The 21569-nt window shown below is 56.7% G+C and carries 19 protein-coding genes; 10 read left to right on the plus strand and 9 right to left on the minus strand.

Features of this window, described 5'->3' with window-relative positions; all coding sequences use genetic code 11:
• Positions 1-64: 64 nt before the first annotated feature.
• Positions 65-1972: a PTS mannitol transporter subunit IICBA gene (locus ACMGGH_RS06155; protein ID WP_232949108.1), complete on the minus strand. Its 1908-nt coding sequence runs from the start codon at positions 1970-1972 to the stop codon at positions 65-67.
• Between the two features lie 634 nt (positions 1973-2606).
• Here ACMGGH_RS06155 and ACMGGH_RS06160 point away from each other — a divergent pair.
• The 5 genes from ACMGGH_RS06160 (at position 2607) to selB (ending at position 8125) form a co-directional block, all read left to right on the plus strand.
• Complete coding sequence (locus ACMGGH_RS06160; protein ID WP_028015048.1) at positions 2607-2963, plus strand: DUF3302 domain-containing protein; 357 nt, start codon at positions 2607-2609, stop codon at positions 2961-2963.
• Between the two features lie 2 nt (positions 2964-2965).
• Positions 2966-4102, plus strand: coding sequence for an HlyD family secretion protein (locus tag ACMGGH_RS06165; RefSeq protein WP_232949107.1), 1137 nt, complete (start codon positions 2966-2968; stop codon positions 4100-4102).
• Positions 4103-4192: 90 nt separating this feature from the next.
• Complete coding sequence (locus ACMGGH_RS06170) at positions 4193-4801, plus strand: glutathione S-transferase (protein WP_045260044.1); 609 nt, start codon at positions 4193-4195, stop codon at positions 4799-4801.
• A 103-nt stretch (positions 4802-4904) separates the two neighbouring features.
• Positions 4905-6290, plus strand: a complete 1386-nt coding sequence (gene selA / locus ACMGGH_RS06175; RefSeq protein ID WP_232949106.1) for an L-seryl-tRNA(Sec) selenium transferase — start codon at positions 4905-4907, stop codon at positions 6288-6290.
• Positions 6287-8125, plus strand: coding sequence for a selenocysteine-specific translation elongation factor (selB, locus tag ACMGGH_RS06180; protein WP_232949105.1), 1839 nt, complete (start codon positions 6287-6289; stop codon positions 8123-8125). The genes selA and selB overlap by 4 nt, the downstream gene beginning before the upstream one ends.
• 3 nt (positions 8126-8128) lie before the next feature.
• Here selB and ACMGGH_RS06185 read toward each other — a convergent pair whose 3' ends face one another.
• Positions 8129-9013: an ROK family protein gene (locus ACMGGH_RS06185; protein WP_028015053.1), complete on the minus strand. Its 885-nt coding sequence runs from the start codon at positions 9011-9013 to the stop codon at positions 8129-8131.
• 165 nt (positions 9014-9178) lie between these two features.
• Between ACMGGH_RS06185 and aldB the strand changes: the two genes are divergently transcribed.
• Positions 9179-10717, plus strand: a complete 1539-nt coding sequence (gene aldB / locus ACMGGH_RS06190) for an aldehyde dehydrogenase AldB (RefSeq protein ID WP_041911639.1) — start codon at positions 9179-9181, stop codon at positions 10715-10717.
• Here the strand turns inward: aldB and ACMGGH_RS06195 are convergent.
• A complete protein-coding gene (locus ACMGGH_RS06195; protein WP_232949104.1) occupies positions 10714-11679 on the minus strand; it encodes a LysR family transcriptional regulator in 966 nt (321 codons plus the stop codon). The two genes, aldB and ACMGGH_RS06195, sit on opposite strands and share 4 nt — an antisense overlap.
• Before the next feature lie 117 nt (positions 11680-11796).
• Between ACMGGH_RS06195 and ACMGGH_RS06200 the strand changes: the two genes are divergently transcribed.
• The 3 genes from ACMGGH_RS06200 (at position 11797) to ACMGGH_RS06210 (ending at position 13351) form a co-directional block, all read left to right on the plus strand.
• On the plus strand, positions 11797-12537 hold the full coding sequence (locus ACMGGH_RS06200) for a MipA/OmpV family protein (protein WP_420299082.1): 741 nt from the start codon (positions 11797-11799) through the stop codon (positions 12535-12537).
• A 209-nt stretch (positions 12538-12746) separates the two neighbouring features.
• The gene (locus ACMGGH_RS06205; protein ID WP_041911637.1) at positions 12747-12932 is read left to right on the plus strand and encodes a type II toxin-antitoxin system HicA family toxin; all 186 of its coding nucleotides are present in this window, start codon (positions 12747-12749) and stop codon (positions 12930-12932) included.
• Between the two features lie 14 nt (positions 12933-12946).
• Positions 12947-13351, plus strand: a complete 405-nt coding sequence (locus ACMGGH_RS06210) for a type II toxin-antitoxin system HicB family antitoxin (protein WP_045260040.1) — start codon at positions 12947-12949, stop codon at positions 13349-13351.
• 43 nt (positions 13352-13394) lie between these two features.
• On the opposite strand, the gene ACMGGH_RS06215 is transcribed toward ACMGGH_RS06210, so the two are convergent.
• On the minus strand, positions 13395-15344 hold the full coding sequence (locus tag ACMGGH_RS06215; protein ID WP_232949103.1) for a glycoside hydrolase family 127 protein: 1950 nt from the start codon (positions 15342-15344) through the stop codon (positions 13395-13397).
• Positions 15345-15354: 10 nt separating this feature from the next.
• Positions 15355-16755, minus strand: coding sequence for an MFS transporter (locus ACMGGH_RS06220; RefSeq protein WP_192971807.1), 1401 nt, complete (start codon positions 16753-16755; stop codon positions 15355-15357).
• A 225-nt stretch (positions 16756-16980) separates the two neighbouring features.
• On the opposite strand from ACMGGH_RS06220, the gene ACMGGH_RS06225 reads away from it, so the two are divergent.
• Positions 16981-17799 carry a helix-turn-helix domain-containing protein gene (locus tag ACMGGH_RS06225; RefSeq protein ID WP_045260037.1) on the plus strand — a complete coding sequence of 273 codons (819 nt, stop codon included), beginning with the start codon at positions 16981-16983 and terminating at the stop codon, positions 17797-17799.
• Here ACMGGH_RS06225 and araD read toward each other — a convergent pair whose 3' ends face one another.
• From araD to ACMGGH_RS06245, 4 genes are read right to left on the minus strand one after another with little or no spacing between them, the layout of a single operon-like run.
• Positions 17800-18495, minus strand: coding sequence for an L-ribulose-5-phosphate 4-epimerase (araD, locus tag ACMGGH_RS06230; protein WP_041911632.1), 696 nt, complete (start codon positions 18493-18495; stop codon positions 17800-17802).
• Positions 18489-19349 carry an L-ribulose-5-phosphate 3-epimerase gene (locus ACMGGH_RS06235; RefSeq protein ID WP_232949102.1) on the minus strand — a complete coding sequence of 287 codons (861 nt, stop codon included), beginning with the start codon at positions 19347-19349 and terminating at the stop codon, positions 18489-18491. The genes araD and ACMGGH_RS06235 overlap by 7 nt, the downstream gene beginning before the upstream one ends.
• 2 nt (positions 19350-19351) lie before the next feature.
• The gene (gene ulaD, locus ACMGGH_RS06240; RefSeq protein WP_232949101.1) at positions 19352-20005 is read right to left on the minus strand and encodes a 3-keto-L-gulonate-6-phosphate decarboxylase UlaD; all 654 of its coding nucleotides are present in this window, start codon (positions 20003-20005) and stop codon (positions 19352-19354) included.
• Complete coding sequence (locus ACMGGH_RS06245; RefSeq protein ID WP_232949100.1) at positions 20002-21507, minus strand: FGGY-family carbohydrate kinase; 1506 nt, start codon at positions 21505-21507, stop codon at positions 20002-20004. Before ACMGGH_RS06245 ends, ulaD begins: the two co-directional genes overlap by 4 nt.
• Positions 21508-21569: the final 62 nt, after the last annotated feature.

Consider the following 21569-nt stretch of genomic DNA (forward strand, 5'->3'; position numbering starts at 1 on the left):
GGGGTGAGGAACGTTTCCCCCTCACCCTAGCCCTCTCCCCGAAGGGGAGAGGGAAGAGGCGCTGCTATTTGTTGAGCAGGGCCAGAACTTCTTCAACGCTTTCAGTTTGTGCCAGGCGCTCGATGACGGACTCATCATCCAGCGCGTTGGTCAGGCTGGTAATTACCTGAATATGCTCGTTGTTGCGAGCGGCGATACCAATCACCAGACGGGCGATGTCGTCCTCTTCTTCACCGAAGCGCACGCCGTCAGGATACTGACAGAACACCACGCCGGTTTTCAGCACGCGGTCTTTCGCTTCAACCGTACCGTGCGGAACCGCGATGGATTCACCCAGGTAGGTTGGCGTCAGTTTTTCACGTTCCAGCATCGCGTCAACGTATTCTGGCTGAACGTAGCCGCCCTTCACCAGCTGTTCACCGGCAAAGCGAATCGCCTCTTCTTTGGTGCTCGCGGTACGGCCGAGGAAGATGTTCTCCGCGCCCAGCTTAAACAGGTGAGCATTGCTCTCGTCAAAGCTGTCCTGCAGGCTGGTGCGCACTTTCACTTCGTTGTCTTCGTGGCGCTGCGCGGCAACCAGACGTTCGGTCAGGCTGGTGTACAGGCCGCTGTCCAGGAAGTTGGTCAGCGAGATGTGCTGTGCCTGCGGTACCTGACGCATAGCGCGCTCGGTCAGATCGCGGTGCGTGATAACCAGGTCAACGTCCGGCGGCAGGTTGTTAATCGCGCTGTTGGTCACAGAGATATTGGTCAAACCCGCATCCTGTACTTTCTTACGCAGCACGCCTGCACCCATTGCGCTGGAACCCATACCGGCGTCGCAGGCAACGATGATTTTACGCACGTGGCTCAGGTCGTTAGAAACATCGCCAGCCGCCAGCGGGGTCGCACCTTTGGATTGGGCTTTCATGTCGTGCATACGACGGGTTGCCGCTTCGATATCGTCGTCTTCTTTCACCTTGCTGGTTTTCAGCAGGATAGAAGAGACCACGAAGGAGACCGCCATCGCCGCACAGATCGCCGCGATGTTCGCGAAGTATGCGCCTTTCGGCGTCATCGCCAGCACCGCCAGGATAGAGCCTGGAGAAGCAGGGGAGACCAGACCGCCGCCCAGCACGCTCAGGGTGAACACACCAGTCATACCGCCGAGGATAACGGCCAGGATCAGACGTGGGTTCATCAGCACGTACGGGAAGTAAATTTCGTGGATACCGCCCAGGAAGTGGATGATAGCCGCGCCGCCAGCAGACTGCTTCGCGCTGCCGCGACCAAAGAACATGTACGCCAGCAGAACGCCCATACCCGGACCCGGGTTCGCTTCAATCAGGAAGAAGATGGACTTGCCGAGATCGTGAGACTGCTGAATACCCAGCGGCGAGAAGATACCGTGGTTAATGGCGTTGTTCAGGAACAGGATTTTCGCCGGTTCAACGAAGATAGACGCCAGCGGCAGCATGTCGTGCGCCACCATGAAGTTAACGCCCGCCGCCAGCAGTTTGGACAGCACTTCAACAGCCGGACCAATGCCGAGGAACGCCAGAATCGCGAGGATCATCCCGATGATGCCCGCAGAGAAGTTGTTCACCAGCATTTCGAAGCCGGACTTGATCTTGCCATCAACCCAGACGTCGAATTTCTTAATCGCCCAGCCGCCCAGAGGACCGGCAATCATCGCACCGAGGAACATCGGCATATCCGCACCGACGATCACGCCCATGGTTGTGATGGCACCCACGACGCCACCACGGTCACCGCCCACCAGACGACCACCGGTATAACCGATGAGCAGCGGCAGGAGATAGGTAATCATTGGGCCAACAAGTTTCGCCAGCGTTTCGTTAGGCAACCACCCTGTCGGAATGAACAATGCGGTGATAATACCCCACGCGATAAACGCGCCGATATTTGGCATCACCATGTTGCTGAGGAAACGACCAAAGCTTTGAACTTTGATCTTGAAATCGGATGACATAAAACACCCCTTCTTCTGTTTACGCTTAGGCTTGCGGCCCGAGGTTTATTGTTAATGAGGCGGCAGAGGTAGCCGGACCCTGTTCTGATGCTGTGAAATCTGGCACTGAATCGTTCAACTGTCCAGATAGCGGAATTTTGTGTGATGCATGTCACGTAAATGTAGGGGGTGTGGTGTTGAATGAAGTGACCTGAGTCACAAAACAGGCGAGTAAAAAAAATACGATGGCGAAAAATAGAGCAAAAACCACCTCTTTATGTGATTGATGTCACATTTTGTTTTTGCGGGTTTGTTTCTGGATTGTGACTGGTTTCACAAAATATTTTTATGCAGATTTCTCCGACTACGATCGGCGTCAGGACGGCCTCGAGCAACACGGAAAGCTAATAAAACAGTTTTCATATGTAGTATGGCGGAAAGTTGAAACCTGAATTACGCTCATAATGTAAGGTTGAGTATATTATTATTCAGGATATATTTTGACACGCTTATAAACTTGCGTGGAGATATTATAAAAACCGATACTCCCCGGCTCTGAAATAATCAGCGTGCCTTTTAAATTTAAAAATAAATTAATTAGGCTGCGTGCTGTTTTATTAATGTAATGAGTTGACGTTGTTTAAGTGAGGAGATTATGTTTCTCAACTATTTCGCGCTGGGCGTGTTGATTTTTGTATTTCTGGTTCTTTTTTACGGAATCATCGCCATCCATGACATCCCCTATAATATGGCTAAAAAGCGTAATCATCCCCATGCCGATGCTATTCATACGGCAGGCTGGATTAGCCTGTTTACACTTCATGCCATCTGGCCGTTCCTGTGGATTTGGGCCACGCTGTACCGCGAAGATCGCGGCTGGGGCATGCAGAACCACATTACTAAGCCTGATGAGGTTCCGGGGATGGATGCGCTGGCCAAACGCGTGGCCGAGTTAGAACACAAGCTGGCAGCGGTTCAGCCCTCTGATGATAAAAACACGCTGGAGCGCTAATCATGGATCTGTTGATTATTCTGACCTATGTGGCATTTGCCTGGGCAATCTTTAAAATATTCCGTATTCCGGTAAATCAGTGGACGCTTGCTACCGCGACGTTAGGCGGGGTGTTTATTGTTGCCGGACTCATTCTGCTAATGAACTATAACCATCCGTATACCTTTACGGCGCAAAAAGCGGTAATTTCCATTCCGATTACGCCGCAGGTCACGGGGGTGGTTACTGAAGTGACCGATAAAAATAACCAGCTCATTAAAAAAGGCGAAGTGTTATTTAAACTGGATCCGGTCCGCTATCAGGCGCGCGTCGACAGACTGAAGGCGGACCTGGTGACCGCGACGCACAATATCGACACTCTGAAAGCGCAGCTTTCGGAAGCGGTTGCCAATACGACACGCGTCTCCGCTGAGCGCGATCGACTATATAAAGATTATCAGCGCTACCTCAAAGGCAGCCAGGCGAAGGTGAATCCGTTCTCTGAAAGCGATATTGATAACGCGCGGCAGAACTATCTGGCGCAGGATGCCATGGTGAAAGGCTCCGTTGCTGAACAGACGCAGATTCAAAGCCAGCTGGACAGCATGGTGAACGGCGAGCAGTCGCAGATTGCCTCGTTACGCGCCCAGCTTGCTGAAGCGAAATACAACCTCGATCAGACCGTGGTGCGCGCGCCGAGCAATGGCTATATCACCCAGGTGCTGATCCGTCCGGGAACCTATGCCGCCGCGCTGCCGCTGCGCCCGGTGATGGTCTTCATTCCTGAACAGAAGCGCCAGATTGTGGCCCAGTTCCGTCAGAACTCGCTGCTGCGTCTGAAGCCGGGCGATGAAGCGGAAGTGGTATTTAACGCGCTGCCGGGCCAGATTTTCACCGGTAAGCTCACCAGCGTTCTGCCGGTAGTGCCGGGCGGGTCGTATCAGGCGCAGGGCGCATTGCAGGCACTGACCGTTGCGCCGGGTACGGATGGCGTACAGGCGCTGATTGAACTGGAGCCTAACGCCGACGTCGATGCTTTGCCGGACGGTATTTATGCCCAGGTGGCGGTCTATTCGGATCATTTCGCCCACGTCTCGGTGATGCGTAAAGTGCTGCTGCGTATGACCAGCTGGATGCACTACCTCTATCTCGATCACTAATCCTTCCGGGGCGGGAATGCGACACGCATATCTGCCCTTTTTTCATCGCTTGATCCATACTGACTTTTTCCCGGCATCAAGGATCAGGCAATGAAACTCATCGGTAGCTACACCAGTCCCTTCGTGCGAAAAATCTCGATTCTCCTGCTGGAGAAAGGGATTGAATTTGAATTCGTTAATGAACAGCCCTACAACGCCGAAAACGGCGTCGCGCAGTATAACCCGCTGGGGAAAGTTCCGGCGCTGGTGACGGACGAGGGCGAATACTGGTTCGATTCCCCCATTATTGCGGAGTATGTCGAACAGCTGGGCATTGCCCCGGCAATGCTGCCGTCTGACCCTAAAGCGGCGCTGGCGGTGAAGCAAATTGAAGCCCTGGCCGACGGCATTATGGATGCAGCACTCACCTCCGTTCGCGAGCAGGCAAGGCCCGCCGCCCAGCAGTCAGAAAGCGAGCTGCTGCGCCAGCGGGAAAAAATCAGCCGCAGTCTGGATATGTGTGAAAAGCTTATCCGGGAGGGCAAGATCCACACCGACAGCCTGGACCTGGCAACCATCGCCATCGCCTGCGCCATCGGCTATCTCAACTTCCGCCGGGTGTCCCCTGGCTGGTGCGTTGACCGTCCGCTGCTGGTGAAACTCGCAGAAACGCTCTTTAGCCGCGAGAGCTTTGCCCGCACCGAACCGCCAAAGGCTTGACGCGGGTTATAACACTTCGGCGTCGGAGGCGGTACAATCCCTCCATATGTTAACTCCCTCTCCCGTCGGGAGGGGGGAAGATATTTACTCGCCAGGCGCTTTCATGACTACTCATCATTCGCTGTACAGCCAGATCCCCGCGACCGACCGACTTCTTCGCGAGCCCCGCATTCACGCTGCCGTTGAGCGCTTCGGCCATACCGCGACGGTGGAGATGTTACGTCTGCTTCAGGATGAAGCCCGAGGCCATATCCAGGCCGAAAACGCCTTGCCCGACTGGTGCGCAGCGTGGGAGCAGGAAGTTGAGCATCGGCTGGGTGAGAAGGCGCAAAGCGCGTTACGCCCGGTGGTCAACCTGACGGGGACCGTGCTGCACACCAACCTGGGACGCGCCCAGCAGGCGGAAGAGGCGGTGGCTGCGGTCGTGCAGGCCATGCGCTCGCCGGTGACGCTGGAGTACGATCTGGACGGCGCCGGGCGCGGGCATCGCGATCGCGCGCTGGCGGATCTGCTCTGCCAGCTAACCGGCGCGGAAGATGCCTGCATTGTGAATAACAACGCGGCGGCGGTGCTGCTGATGCTGGCGGCGACCGCGAGCGGCAGAGAGGTGGTGGTGTCCCGCGGCGAGCTGGTGGAGATTGGCGGGGCGTTTCGCATCCCGGACGTGATGCGCCAGGCGGGCTGCACGCTGCATGAAGTGGGTACGACTAACCGTACCCATGCGAAAGATTATCGCGCGGCGGTGAATGAAAACACCGCCCTGCTGATGAAGGTCCACACCAGCAATTATCATATTGAAGGCTTCACCAAAACGGTTGAAGAGGCCGAGCTGGCGGCGATTGGGCGCGAGCTGAATATTCCGGTGATTGCCGATCTCGGCAGCGGTTCGCTGGTGGATCTCAGCCAGTACGGGCTGCCTAAAGAGCCGATGCCGCAAGAGATGATTGCCGCGGGCGTGAGCCTGGTCAGCTTTTCCGGCGATAAACTACTGGGCGGGCCGCAGGCCGGAATTATCGTCGGCAAGCGCGAGCTGATTGCGCAGCTGCAGCAGCACCCGCTCAAACGCGCCCTGCGGGCCGATAAAATGACCCTTGCCGCGCTGGACGCGACGCTGCGGCTCTATCTCCATCCGGAAAAACTGGCTGACCGCCTGCCCACGTTGCGTCTGTTAAGCCGGGATGCCGCCTCGATTCGCGCCCAGGCCGAACGGCTGCTGCCGCGCGTTGCCCCGCACTACCCCGATTTTGACGTTCGCATTGAGCCCTGCCAGTCGCAAATTGGCAGCGGTTCGCTGCCGGTGGACAGGCTGCCGAGTCAAGCGCTCACCTTCACCCCGCGTGACGGGCGCGGTAGCCGCCTGGAGGCCCTGTCGTTGCGCTGGCGTGCCCTGCCGACGCCGGTTATCGGACGGATTTACGACGGCCGCATGTGGCTGGATCTGCGCTGCCTTGAAGATGAAGAGCGATTTCTGGAGATGTTGTTGAAATGATTATTGCCACCGCCGGTCACGTCGACCACGGAAAAACCACGTTACTGCAGGCAATTACCGGCATAAACGCCGATCGTCTGCCGGAAGAGAAAAAGCGCGGCATGACCATCGATCTTGGCTATGCCTACTGGCCCCAGCCCGATGGCCGCGTGCTGGGCTTTATTGATGTTCCGGGGCATGAAAAATTTCTTTCCAACATGCTGGCGGGCGTGGGGGGCATCGATCATGCCCTGCTTGTAGTGGCCTGCGATGACGGCGTGATGGCGCAAACCCGTGAGCATCTGGCGATCCTCCAGCTGACAGGCAACCCGCAGCTGACCGTGGCGCTGACTAAAGCCGATCGCGTTGACGACGCGCGCGTCAGCGAGGTGCGCGAAGCGGTGCAGGCGACCTTACGGGAATATGGTTTTGCCGATGCACCGCTTTTTGTCACCGTAGCGACAGAAGGGCGCGGTATCGGCGAACTTCGCCACCATTTACAGCAGCTTTCGTCGCGTGAGCACGCCAGCCACCACCGCTTCCGTCTGGCGATTGACCGGGCGTTTACCGTCAAAGGCGCGGGGCTGGTGGTCACCGGTACGGCGTTAAGCGGTGAAGTGAAAGTGGGCGATAGCCTCTGGCTGACGGGCGTTAATAAACCGATGCGCGTGCGCGGCTTACATGCGCAAAATCAGCCTGCGGAGCACGCCCACGCCGGGCAGCGGATCGCGCTCAACATTGCCGGGGATGCGGAAAAAGAGCAGCTTAACCGCGGCGACTGGCTGCTGGCCGACGCCCCGCCCGAGCCGTCTGAACGCGTCATCGTCTCCCTGCAGACAAACGTCCCGCTGACCCAATGGCAGCCGCTGCATATTCACCACGCGGCCAGCCATATCACCGGGCGCGTGTCCCTGCTGGAAAACGATCTTGCCGAACTGGTTTTTGATTCGCCGCTCTGGCTGGCGGATAACGACCGTCTGGTACTGCGGGACATTTCCGCACGGGAAACGCTGGCCGGGGCGCGGGTAGTGACGCTGAACCCGCCGCGACGCGGCAAGCGTAAGCCTGAATACCTGCAATGGCTGGCTGCGCTTGCACAGGCTCAGGATGATAACGCCGCGCTGCGGGTGCATCTTGAGCGCGGGGCCGTGAGCCTGAGTGATTTTGCATGGGCACGCCAGCTGAGCGGCGAAGGGTTGCATCAGCTGACCCAACAGCCGGGCTTTATTCAGGCCGGCAACAGCCTGCTCGATGCGCCGGTTGCGGCAAACTGGCAGCGTAAGATCCTGAACACGCTCGCCACTTACCATGAACAGCATCAGGATGAACCCGGTCCTGGTCGCGAGCGCCTGCGACGCATGGCGCTGCCGATGGAAGACGATGCGCTGGTGCTGCTGCTGATTGAAAACATGCGCGAAAGCGGGGTGATTAAAAGCCATCACGGCTGGCTGCATCTGCCGGATCACAAAGCCGGGTTCACCGCAGAGCAGGAGGCAATCTGGCAAAAAGTGGCCTCGCTGTTTGGCGATGAACCGTGGTGGGTTCGCGATCTGGCGCGTGAAACGAACACCGACGAGCAGGTAATGCGGCAGGTTTTGCGCCATGCGGCGCAGCAGGGGCTGATAGTCGCGATCGTGAAAGATCGTTATTACCGTAACGATCGCATTGTGGCGTTTGCTAACCTGATCCGCGAACTGGATCAGGCGCGCGGCTCCACCTGCGCAGCCGATTTCCGCGACCGGCTGAACGTTGGCCGCAAGCTGGCGATCCAGATCCTGGAATATTTCAACCGCATCGGTTTTACGCGTCGCCGGGGTAATGACCATCTGCTTCGCGACGCGCAGCTGTTCCCCTGAGCGCTACGTGCGGCGGGAGAGTTTCTGCTTAGCCAGCCATACCGCGCCCAGCCTCCCCGCCTGGTTACCCAGCTCGCAGGGCAGAATGGGCACCTTGAGCGCCTCCCACTCCTCGAATCGCTGCAGGTACTTATCGAGCAGGAGATAGATTTTCTCCTGCTCGCTTACCCCGCCGCCAATCAGCACTGCCTGTGGATCGAACATCGAGATTACGCTGTAAACGCCGCGCGAGAGGCAATGGGCCCACTCCTCAATGGCCTCACGCAGATGCACGTCGCTCTCCATGCGTTTAAACAGCTCCTCGCCGTCAGGCATCTCTTCTTCTGATACGGCCAGCGCGCGACGACAGGCTTTCATCAGGCCGCTGGCCGACGCCACGTCATGCATGGGTTCGCCGTTATTACCCACGGGCAGCACGCCAAATTCGCCGGCGCGGTAATGCGACCCGCGATAAAGATCGCCTTCCATCACAATCCCGCCACCGATGCCCGTGCCGATGGTGATGCAGACGAAATGCTCGTAGTCCTTACCCGCGCCCTGCCAGCGCTCGCCCAGCGCCGCACAGTTGGCGTCGTTTTCCACGGTGACGGGAAGGTCGGTCAGCCCGGCGAAGAGTTCGCACAGGTTTTCGCCGTCGAGATAGTCGAGCGCGCCCGCTTTTGCCGCTTCGCCGCTGTGGTGGTTAATATGGCCGGGAAAGCTCACGCCGATACCGACGATGTCGTGTTCGTCCTGATACGCTTCAACTACCGCTTTCCACTTCTTTTTGAAGGTGTTTTTATCCTCAGGAGTATCGTACTCGTCCGTCGTCAGCTCCTTGCCATTTTCATCAATCACGCCGTGTTTGATGTGGGTTCCGCCTACGTCAAAACCGATAAACAGCTGCATCGCATCGTTCCTCATGAGCCCTTGAGCTGTTAAGTATGGCTCAGTGGCAGAAACGAAACGTAAAGTACGGTAATCCGTGATACGGCTCGTAAACCCGTCACCCACTGGCGAGAAAACCGCCAGCCGGGACTACCCTTGTTGTACACCAACAGCAAGGAGACGGTCATGACAAACAATCCTCCCTCTTCGCGTATCCAGCCCGGCGAGTATGGTTTTCCCCTCAAGCTGAAGCCCCGTTATGACAATTTTATCGGCGGCGACTGGGTGGCCCCCGTCGACGGCGAATACTATTCCAACCTGACGCCCGTTACCGGCCAGCCGCTGTGCGAGATTGCCAGCTCCGGCAAGCGGGATATCGATCTGGCGCTGGATGCGGCGCACAAAGCGAAAGATAAATGGGGCCATACCTCCGTTCAGGAGCGCGCGGCCATTTTGTTCAAAATCGCCGACCGGATGGAGCAGAACCTGGAGCTGCTGGCGACGGCGGAAACCTGGGATAACGGCAAGCCGATCCGGGAAACGATGGCGGCAGACGTGCCGCTGGCTATCGACCACTTCCGCTATTTTGCCTCCTGTATTCGCGCGCAGGAGGGCGGAATAAGCGAGGTAGATAGCGACACCGTGGCGTACCACTTCCACGAGCCGCTGGGTGTCGTCGGGCAAATTATTCCGTGGAACTTCCCGCTGCTGATGGCGAGCTGGAAAATGGCACCCGCGCTGGCCGCCGGGAACTGCATTGTGCTTAAACCGGCGCGTTTAACCCCGCTCTCTGTCCTGCTGCTGATGGAAATTGTTGCCGATCTTCTGCCGCCGGGGGTGATTAACGTGGTGAACGGCGCGGGCGGTGAGATAGGGGAATATCTGGCCACCTCAAAACGGATCGCTAAAGTGGCGTTTACCGGGTCGACGGAAGTGGGCCAGCAGATTATGCAGTACGCCACGCAAAACATCATTCCCGTGACCCTGGAGCTGGGCGGGAAGTCCCCGAACATCTTCTTCGCGGACGTGATGGAAGAAGAGGACGCTTTCTTCGACAAGGCGCTGGAAGGGTTTGCGCTGTTTGCCTTTAACCAGGGCGAAGTCTGCACCTGCCCAAGCCGCGCGCTGGTGCAGGAGTCCATCTACGAGCGCTTTATGGAGCGGGCCATTCGCCGCGTCGAGTCTATCCGCAGCGGTAACCCGCTCGATAACGTTACGCAGATGGGGGCACAGGTCTCGCATGGCCAGCTGGAGACTATCCTCAACTACATCGATATCGGCAAGAAGGAAGGGGCGGATATCCTGACCGGCGGTCGCCGTAAGGTGCTCGGCGGAGATCTGCAGGAAGGGTATTACCTTGAGCCGACGATCCTGTTCGGGCAGAACAACATGCGCGTCTTCCAGGAGGAGATTTTCGGACCGGTGCTGGCGGTGACTACCTTCAAAACGATGGAGGAGGCGCTGGAGATTGCCAACGACACGCCGTATGGCCTGGGGGCGGGAGTCTGGAGCCGCAACGGCAACCTGGCCTATAAAATGGGCAGGGGTATACAGGCCGGGCGCGTATGGACCAACTGCTACCACGCCTATCCGGCTCACGCGGCATTTGGCGGGTATAAGCAGTCGGGAATCGGGCGTGAAACGCACAAGATGATGCTGGAGCATTACCAGCAGACGAAATGTCTGCTTGTCAGCTACTCCGATAAACCGCTGGGGCTATTCTAACCACCCAGTTCAGGCCGTCCATGGACGGCCTGAACAATTTGCTGGCGCAGGCAGTTGAGGACACCATCCAGAACATATTGTACGCGCCAGGGCTGATATTCGCGCTTGCGGAAGATGGCGGTCAGATCGAGCCACCACTCTTCCTGATGCGGGAAACAGGGGACCAGCGTGCCTTGCGTTAATTCCTTCTTCAGGCTTTCTTTCGGCGCGAACACAATGCCAAGATTATTTCTTGCCAGCTCCAGGGCCGTCTGGGTATTGTCGCAAATATAGTTTCCGGTTACCCGATAATCATGCACATCATCACTGCCATGCATGCGAAAACGCCAGATGTTGGCGTCGTCGACCAGCATGGAGTCGATTAGAATACAGGAGTGATTAATTAAATCTTCAGGTCCGGTTAAAGGATGTTTATTTAAATATTCCTGGGTTGCGAATGCAGTGACGGAATATTTTGTTAATACGCTGGCGACCAGGCTTTCATCTTTTGGCTGAGCATAGGTAATTAAAATATCACAGTCATCCGGGAAGGACACACCTTCTGAATATTCGTTGCGGTCCAGGTTGTAGGTTTTCAGGGAAATGCGAATATCCCCGATGTCCTTTATCTGGTGGATCACGTGGCGCGCGAGATAGGTCACGATGCCCGTTGGGGCGTAAATCGTGACTTTTCCACGCTTTTCATGCTTATAATCGGCAATGAAATTAATAAGTTGCGTGTTTTTGTCCAGCGTGGCGTCGACATAGGGGAGCAACGCCTCACCGAACTGCGTCAGAGCGAGTTGGCGGGTGGTGCGCTCAAAAACCTTAAGCCCAACCCGCGTTTCAAAATCCGAGAGATATTTACTGACGTTGGCCTGCGCCATGCCCAGCAGGGCGGCGGCATCACCAATGCTGTGGGTGGCTGCGATGACGGAGATTATTTTTAACTCGCGTGGCTTTAGCTGTAATTTATTCATCATGCGCACCCATCTATATGGTTTTATATATAATATTATATAAACTGCAGCGTTGCACAGGCAAATTTGTAACCATTATTATTCGCCCCGCTTATTTGGCGTATAAATGGATTACTTCACATGACTATTAAATACAATTTACTGATTGCTGCCACGTTATTTGCAACCTCTTCTGCAATGGCCGGTGACTTTTCACTTGGCGCGGGGGCCGTATTTAATGAGTCTCCTTATAAAGGCTATAACGAAAATACCACCGCGGTGCCGTTAATTAGCTATGAGGGCGATCTCTTCTATGTTCGCCAGACCACGGGCGGATGGATCCTGTGGAAAGACGCAAAAAATGAACTCAGCCTGACCGCATCCTGGATGCCGCTGCATTTTGATCCGGATGATAACGACGACCACCAGATGAAGCAGCTTGATGAGCGTAAAGCCTCTGCGTTCCTCGGCGGTGCGTACTACCACCACGAAAGCTGGGGTTCTCTGAAAGTGGCGGTTTCAGGCGATGCCACGGATGAAAGCGGCGGCGTGGTGGGCGAGGTATCCTACTTCCGTCCAATCAGGATGGAGCGTTTGACCCTGACGCCTTCTGTCGGTGTTTTTTACAGCGACGAGAGCTATAACGACTACTACTACGGCGTATCCGGCAGCGAGTCACGCCGCTCAGGTCTGGATCAATACACCGCCGGCGACAGCTGGACGCCCTACGTTGGTCTGGCAGCTAAATATCAGTTAACCCAGAAGCTGTACCTCAACGCCAGCGCGGTCTACACCGTATTGCCTGATGACGTGAAGAACAGCCCGATGATCGACCGCGATGATAGCTTCGCGCTAATGACCGGCCTGACCTGGCGCTTCTGATGCGGTAAAGCCGGGCGACGGCGTTGCCTTGCCCGGCCTACGATCTTGCCTGCATTTTTATCTGCAATACAACGTATTCCTTTTTCATTTCTCGATGCTTCTTCCTGTTCCGCCAAAACACGGCTGCACTGATGTTCCTTATGCGCTAATGTGATTCGACCCGATAGTAATGGTGTGTATCATGTGTATAATCATGGAAGGACTGGGATGTGAAAAGTGCGGATGTCATTACCGTTCTGATCGGCCACGGCTGGAAATGTGTCAGAACGAAAGGAAGCCATCATCAGTTTCGCCATCCCGAACAGAAAGGGCTGGTTACTGTCCCACATCCTAAGAAGGATATTAAACCGGGCACGCTCGCGCAGATATGGCGGCAGGCGGGAATTAAACACTGATATCAGGAGTAGTTATGTTTTATCCGGCTTACATTCATTCTGACACCGACGGCAGCGCCAGCGGCTTTTTTCCTGACGTTCCAGGCTGTTTTTTTGCAGGTGATTCCCTGGACGACGCTTTTCAGGATGCACGTGAGGCGCTCACCGCGCACTTCGAAGCGCTGTTTGAAATGGATGAAGCATTGCCTCTTCCGGGAAATGTCGAAGTGCACCTTGAAAATCACCCTGACGACTTCACGGGCGGGCAATGGTTGCTGGTGGATATTAATATGAAGCAGTTTGACGGCAGAGCCGAGCGTATTAACATCACGATGCCTCGACGTTTGCTGGTAAAGATTGATTCCTTTGTCAGCGAGCATCCTCAGTTCGGTAATCGAAGCGCATTTCTGGCTGAGGCAGCACGTCGCGTGCTGCCATAGCGTTCAACCTCTCCCGTGGGTGAGGGCAACAGACCGCCGCTATTCAGCCTTCATCCACCCATATCCGCATTTCCCCTTCTCCCCGGTTAGCCCAGCTAAACCAGGGAATAAAGGTCAACGTACGGGGCTGACGCTGTACCGGCGAGCGGTCGTACTGCCACAACGCATCCGTTTCCTTCATGTGACACCCAATCCCTTCTGTCTGTATTAGCATCTTATGCGCGAAAATGCCTTTGCCTTCATACACCCGGAACTCGCTATCTCGGGGCAAGGAGAGGTTATGCAGGTTGGCGCCGTTATCAGCTTCTTCCAGGCAGTAAACCAGCGGCCCGCGCTGTAGCGCGACTTTACCCGCCTGCTGGCGCACCTGGGGGTTACCGTACACGCGGCGGACCGGCATCGGTAGCGTCAGGGTCAGGGTGTCGCCTTCCTGCCAGCGGCGGTTGAGGTAGAGATATCCGCGTGACGCTTCACCGGTAATGGCTTCGCCATTCAGTGAAACGACAGGCTCCGCGCACCAGTCCGGCAGCCTGAGTGCCAGCGTGTGGGTGACCGGAACCGGCGAGGTGATTTCGATCTTTACCTGCTCCTGCCACGGATAGTTACCGCTAATGCGCAGCTGTAGGGCGTTATCGCCCACCGGAATGGCGACGTCGTTCCCCACGTACAGGTTTATCAGCAGCGCATCCGGACGAACGGTATAAATGTAGTGCCCCAGCGAGGTCAGCACGCGGGCGATATTCGGCGGGCAGCAGGCGCAGCCGAACCAGCGCTGACGCACCGGCTTCACGTGGTCATAGATATGGTTAAAGGCCAGCGTTTTCGGATGCACTTCCAGTGGATTGACATAAAAGAAATGCTTACCGTCCAGCGCCATCCCGCCCAGCACCGTGTTGTACAGCGCGCGCTCCATCACGTCGGCGTAGTGGCCGTCTGCCTCCATCTCCAGCATCCGGCGGGCGAACATCATCAGGCCGATTGAGGCGCAGCTTTCGGCGTACACCGTATCGTTGGGCAGATCGTAATCGCTGCTGAACGCCTCCCCGCTGCTCTGCGAGCCAATCCCGCCGGTAATGTACAGCTGGCGCTGCGCCATGTTGTTCCACAGACGCAGACAGTCCCGGCGTTTCCCCTCGTCGTTGCTCAGGCGCGCCAGATGCGCCATGCCCGCCATCAGATAGACGAAACGCACGGCATGGCCGACGGCCGTTTGTTGTTCCGCAAGGGGCAGATGCGCCTGGCTGTAGGCTTTGTCCTTGACCATCCACGCCGGACCATAGGTGTTCCAGTAAGATGTTTTGCCGCGCTTCTCGTATTCGCTATCGTAGAAGTGAGGCTGCGCGCCGCGTTCTTCAATAAAGTATTTCACCAGATTGAGATAACGCGGCTCCTGCGTGACGTCGTACAGCCGCATCAGCGCCAGCTCGATTTCCGGGTGACCAGGGTAACCGTGTAGCTGTGTTTCTCCCGGGCCAAACACGCTGTCGATATGGTCCGCCAGCCTGCACACCACGTCCAGCAGGCGACGTTTTCCGGTTCCCTGGAAATACGCCACGCCAGCTTCAATCATATGCCCGGCGCAGTACAGCTCGTGGCATTCGGCCAGATTCGTCCAGCGTTCCTCGGGGGCTTTTACCGTAAAGTAGGTGTTGAGGTAGCCATCTTCACACTGCGCCGCCGCGACCAGCTCAATCACCTCGTCGGCGGTTTTTTCCAGTGCTGCATCCGGCTTCTGGCACAGCGACCACGCCACGGCTTCGAGCCATTTCGCCACGTCGCTGTCCTGAAACACCATCCCGTAAAACTCCCCCTGTTCCAGCCCGGCCGCGATGCGGAAGTTAGCGATGGCGTGGCTGGGTTCTGCCTCCGCCACGCGGTCGTTTAGCGCATCCCACTGGTAAGGGATCACCACGTCACGGACCAGCCGTTGATATTGCCCGAGAAACGGATCGTTGATTTTCAGCTGGTGCAGGTCGGGTTCCATTATGGACATAGCGTTCTCCTCAGGACGGTACGTGACGCTGGCGCAGGTCGGTGGAAATGCGCAACATCATTGGGTTATTAAGCCTGCACCAGCGGATTGCGACCGCCAGCAGCAGGTGGAAAAGGGCAGGCAGCAGCGTCTCCATGGCGGTGATGCCCTGTAGTGAGGCTGGCGTCTGGTTGCCCGCGCCTGGCTGATAGGCCACGGCAATAAACACCAGGCTGATAATCCCGGCGCTGGACGCCCACGCAAGCTTGATGAAAAACAGGTTGAAGGCGAAGTTCATGCCCGACGAACGCACGCCGGTTTTCCACTCGCCGTAGTCATCGGCAAAAGCCATTAGCGAGAAGTGCAGCGGCAGGGTGAAGCCCAGGATCACGCCGTTGCTTAAAATGACGATCAGCCATAGCGTCTGGTGCGCCGGGCCACCCGGCAGAAACCACATGCCCACCGCAAGCGCAGCGAGCACCAGGTTGGTGTAGTAGTAGAGTTTGACGGTATCAATACGGCGCGACAGCGGGCTGACGATCACCGCGCCCAGAATAGCGGCAAAGGTCACCATGGTGAAAAACAGCGAGGTGTACGCCGTGCTGCCCTGAAGCACGTAGGTGATAAAGTACATATATCCACCGCCGCGAATGTTGAAGACGTTGATCAGCAGAAACGACATCAACAACATCAGCAGCAGCTGATCGTTTTTACGCAGGCCCGCCAGGTGCTCGCGCAGGGTGAATTTGCCCATCAACGCCAGCGGAACGCGTTCACGAACCCAGAAGAAGCAGCACAAGAACATCACCACGGCGATAGCGCACAGCACGCCAACGCCCAGTTGATAACCCTTCGCGGCATCGCCCTGACCCAGCTCCGCTACCAGCCACGGCAGGCCAACGGAGACCAGAAAGCCCGCCACGCCGCACAACACAAAGCGCCAGGACTGGCAGGCGATCACCTCGTTGTGGCGGGTGGTCATGGTGTTGATCAGCGCGCAGTAGGGCACGTTGATGGCGGTATAGCCCACGGATAACAGCAAATAGGTGCCGAACGCCCAGGCGATTTTCACGCCCATGCTGGCTTCCGGAACGGTGAAGGTCATTACGCCGATAATGCCTATCGGGACGGCGACCCACAGCTGCCAGGGACGAAATCGGCCCCAGCGGCTCTGCGTGCGGTCAGCAATGACGCCCATCACCGGATCGGAAATGGCGTCAAACACGCGAAGGGCAATAAACAGCGTGCCCACCAGCGCAGGGGTGAGACCAAATACATCGGTATAGAAAAAGGTCAGAAAGTTCATGATCAGGCAGGTAATTACCGTGCCGCCCGCATCGCCCAGGCCGTAGCCCATTTTCTCGCGGACGGACAGCCGGTCATCGACTTTCTGTTTTGCAGCGTCTGCGTCTGTAATCGGTGTGGAAGTCATGAAGTAACTCCTCGGAGATCGAATTTATTATCGTATTTATGCTGGGTACCTCTTTATTCTGCATCGAACGGGAAGGCCAACAAGGGAAGGGAAAAGTATAAAAAGGTGACGATTCCGACCTGATGATAAAAATGTGATTCCGATCGGACAGATATTTTAATATTGATTAATAATCAACGGGTAAGTCGAATATTAACGACAATAAAAGCGGAATGGTGAATATCCATGCTCGAATTATCCATAGCGCTTCCGGTTAAGGTTCAAAATGGCGGGCTATTTATCTCCCGCGGAGTGGGCCGCCACCCTGCGCGAAAATTAACATCATGGGAGATTATTTTTGTCGAAAAAGGGACTTTAACGATCCAGGAAGAAAATCATGTTTTTGATGTTAATGCGGGTGAGAGTTTATTGCTCTGGCCGCAGCGTCGGCATGTGGGCGTGGAGGATTTCCCGGCGGACCTGCGCTTTTACTGGCTGCATTTTGAGGTGGAGCCGCAAGATCCAACGTTACCTAACGCTGCTCCTCTGGCAATAGAACAACACTGCCGCGTAAGGGATGCGGAATATGTGATTGCGCTCTTTCGTCAATTTCTCAGCGAGCAGGAGAAATTACGGCGTAGCCTGGCGCTGGAGATGATTTTATTATTGATTTTACAGCAGGTGTCGAACTCTTCAGGATATGAAGACAGCGCAGATCAGGCCGGCGCGGCGATGGCATGGAAGGCAAAACAGCTTATTCGCACGCAGTTTCATTTACCGATATCCACCTCGCAGCTGGCAAAAGCGTTGCACTGTAATGCAGATTATCTCGGGCGCGTCTTTCGCCGGACTTTCCATTTAACCCTGACGGAGGCGATACATCGCCAGCGCGTCAGGGCGGCGGAAAAACTCCTGCTCAACGACGCTGCGTCATTAACCGAGGTCGCAGCGCGCTGCGGCTTTAACGACGTGGGATATTTCCGGCAGATATTCTCGAAGCATACCGGGTTAACCCCCGCCGTCTGGAAACGGCGGTACTGTAAGGAGCATATTAATTCCGGTTGATTACTGCCCGTAATAGGCGTTCGCCCCGTGCTTGCGCAGATAATGCTTGTCCAGCAGCGCCTGCTGCATAGCCGGTAACTGTGGTGCGAGCTGGCGTGAGAACAGGCCCATATAGGCGCACTCTTCCAGCACGACGGCATTGTGTACCGCATCGGCAGCGTCTTTGCCCCAGGCGAACGGGCCGTGGGAGTGAACCAGTACCGCCGGGACCTGCATTGGGCTGAGATCGCGCTCCTCGAAGGTTTTAATGATCACTTCGCCCGTCTGGTATTCGTATTCCCCGGCAATTTCTGCCGTGGTCATCAGCCGCGTGCAGGGGATCGCTCCGTAGAAATAGTCTGCGTGCGTCGTGCCCCAGGCGGGTAAATCCTGTCCCGCCTGAGACCAGATGGTGGCGTGGCGGGAATGGGTATGTACGATGCCGCCAATCTCCGGATAACGGCGATACAGTGCCAGATGGGTTGGTGTGTCAGAGGAGGGTTTTTTACTGCCTTCGACCACCAGGCCGGTGGCAATGTTCACCACCACCATATCCTCCGCCGTCATCACGTCGTACTCCACGCCGGACGGCTTGATGACCATCATGCCGCTTTCGCGATCTATTGCGCTGACGTTGCCCCAGGTAAAGGTCACCAGCTGGTGGGCTGGCAGCGCCAGGTTTGCCGCCAGTACCTCGGTTTTGAGTTGTTCTAACATGTCATGCCTCCTTCCTGCATACGGGCTTCAATCCAGCGGCGTGCCTGGATAATCTCCAGCACCGGCTCTTTGGCTTTTTCGGTCCACATTTCAATCAGAAACGCGCCGCGATAGTTCAGCTTATTCAGCGTGTTAAACACGCCGACAAAATCGACGCAGCCATCGCCAAACGGTACATCGCGGAACTGTCCGGGGCTTTGCGCGGTAACGGGTTGGGTATCTTTCAGGTGAATAGCCGCAATGCGGTCAATGCCCAGCGTCAGCTCGGCGGTAACGTCGTTACCCCACGCGCTCAGGTTGCCAACGTCCGGGTAAACGCTGAACCACGGCGAGGCGAGCATGCTGTCCCACTTTTTCCACTTGCTGATGGAATTCATAAATGCGGTATCCATGATCTCGACCGCCAGCATCACCTGTGCGGCGGCGGCCTGCTCGACGGCCCATGCCAGTCCTTCGGCAAAACGTTGTTGAGTACCTTCATCGTGCTCTTCGTAATAGACGTCATAACCCGCAAGCTGAATGGTGCGAATACCTAAGTCGCGTGCCAGCCTGATGGCTTTGGTCATGATCTCACGGGCGCGCTGGCGCACCGTTTCGTCGTGGCTGCCGAACGGGAAGCGCCGGTGGGCAGACAAGCACATAGAAGGGATAGACACCCCGGTTTCCAGCATCGCTTCAACCAGAGAGGCGCGCTGCGTGGTACTCCACTCAAGGCGCGATAAACGCTCGTCGGTTTCATCAACCGACATCTCAACGAAATCGAATCCGCAGCTCTTCGCCAGGACCAGGCGTTCCGGCCAGGAGAGATCTTTCGGCAGCGCTTTTTCATAAATACCTAACGGATGCTGACGCATGGTTACGCTCCCCAGATATCGCGGATTTGCGAATGGAATGCCTGTGCCACCTGCGGCGGATTATCCGCGCCCGCCAGCGCGCGCCCGGCGATAAACGCTTTGACGTTGATTTGCTTAAACAGGGGGAGATCGGCAGGCGTGATGCCGCCGGTAATCGAAAGCTGTAAACCGATATCTGAGAGGGCTTTCATTCTGGCGAGATCCGTCTCACCCCACTGCTGACCGCTGGCCTGCGCGTCTCTTCCCCGGTGGTATATCGCCTGTTTTACGCCGATACGTTGCCATGCGCGCGCGTCGTCCAGCGTCCAGTTACCAAAGAGCTCTATCTGGATTTCTCCTCCGCGGCGCAGTGCCACCTCGTGGCCTCGCTCAACGGTGGCCAGCGGAGCGGCGCAGATAATGGTCATCCAGTTCGCGCCCGCGCCAAACGCCTGTTCTGCCAGCGTCTCCCCGGCATCGGCCACTTTCCAGTCCGCCACGATAATTTTCTCCGGGCACTGTTTGCGCAGCGCGCGGACGGCGCTTAGTCCTTCGGTCAGACATAAAAGGGTACCGGCTTCGACGATATCGACGTAATCCACAAGCAGGGCAACATCGCGCTGCGCGGCCTGAAGTGAGGTGTGATCGAGCGCCAGCTGCAGTAATGGTCGGCTCATAGGTCGTGCTCCTTAACCTGGGCGTGATAGCCCTGTAATGCTGAAATCAGTAACTGATAGCGGTGATATTTGCGTTGATAGGCCGCATGGGCGTTCATGTCGGGTTCAATCACCCGGATGTCATGTTTAAGGGCGCGTTGCGCCGTGTGGAAATCGGGATAGATGCCTGTACCGACCAGTGCGGCCAGCGCGGCACCGGAACAGCCAGTCTCTTCTACCTGGGGTAATTGAATTGTCAGACCGCTGACGTCCGCAAGCATCTGCATCCACACGTCCGAATGGGCCGGGCCACCCGTGACGCGCAGTGCCTGCACCTCGGTAAAGCGCTCAAGCATGCGGTTAAGATGGGTCATGTGGCTGAATACCACGCCTTCGTAAACCGCCTGCAGCAGGTGCGCGCGGGTGTGTAGCGCCTGCATGCCGTAGAAACCGCTGGTCATCTCCAGACCCGCGTTGCTGCCGTAGAGGAATGGCAGGAAAATCAGATCGCTTCCGGCTTTTGGCAGACCGATGACGGCATGGTTGATTTCATCGAATGACATATCGCCCCACTGCACGGTGAGCCACTCCAGGTTGCCGGAGGAAGTCGGGCTGGCTTCGTGAACGATGTACTGTTGCGGATGAACGTAGCGGCCATAGACGTAGGGGAACGGCTCGCTGTCGCGGATGCCATGCGCAATCCCGCTGGTGACGGCCCAGGTGCCCATTACGGCATTCAACGTGTGTTCGTCGTGTAGCCCGGCGCAGATCGCGGTGGAAACCACATCAAACAGTCCACCAACGACGGGCGTACCCGCCGCGAGACCGGTCAGGGCGGCTGCCTGAGCGGTGATTTCCCCGCAAATTTCTGCTGAACCGACAATCGGCGGCAGGGCGCCGTCAATTTCGCTGATACCGAGCCAGCGTGTGAGCTGTGGGTCGTACTGGCCGGTATTCATATTGTAGAGATTGGACTCCGAAATGTTGCTCTCTTCGCAGGCTTTGGTGCCGGTGAGGCACCAGCGAAGATAATCGTGCGCCATCATCACGCAGCCAATTTTCTCGAAGCGCTGAGGCTCATTCTCTTTTACCCAGCGCAGAAGCGAGGCCGGATGCCCGGTCCACAGCGTCTGGCGCGTATGCGGATAGAGTTTTTCTGGAATGCCGTCCTGCTGCCAGCGTTGCACAATCTCCAGCGCCCGGCGGTCAGAAGAGAGCATGGCGTTGCCCAGGGGCCGATCCTGCTTATCGAGTAGAAACAGTCCTTTGCCCTGAGCAGAAATGCCGACGCCTTTGATCTGCTCTCCGTCTACGCCTGAACGTTTGAGCAGCGTGGCGACGGTAGCGTGGCAGTGCTGCCAGAGCTGGTGCATATCCCGCTCCGCATAGCCTGCGCGTGGGCTGAGCGTGGCAACCGAGCGACGTTCGATACACATTTCCTTTCCCTGGCGGTTGTATAACCCGGCTTTCAGATAAGTACCGCCACAATCGATACCCAGCCAGAAGGGCTCTTTTTCACTCATCTTCATCTCACTTATTCGCCGGGTGGCGCTTCGCTTACCCGGCCTACGGTTCGGTTTAGTGG

The sequence above is a fragment of the Enterobacter sp. BNK-16 genome, from assembly GCF_048684955.1.
Lineage (GTDB): Bacteria > Pseudomonadota > Gammaproteobacteria > Enterobacterales > Enterobacteriaceae > Enterobacter > Enterobacter bugandensis.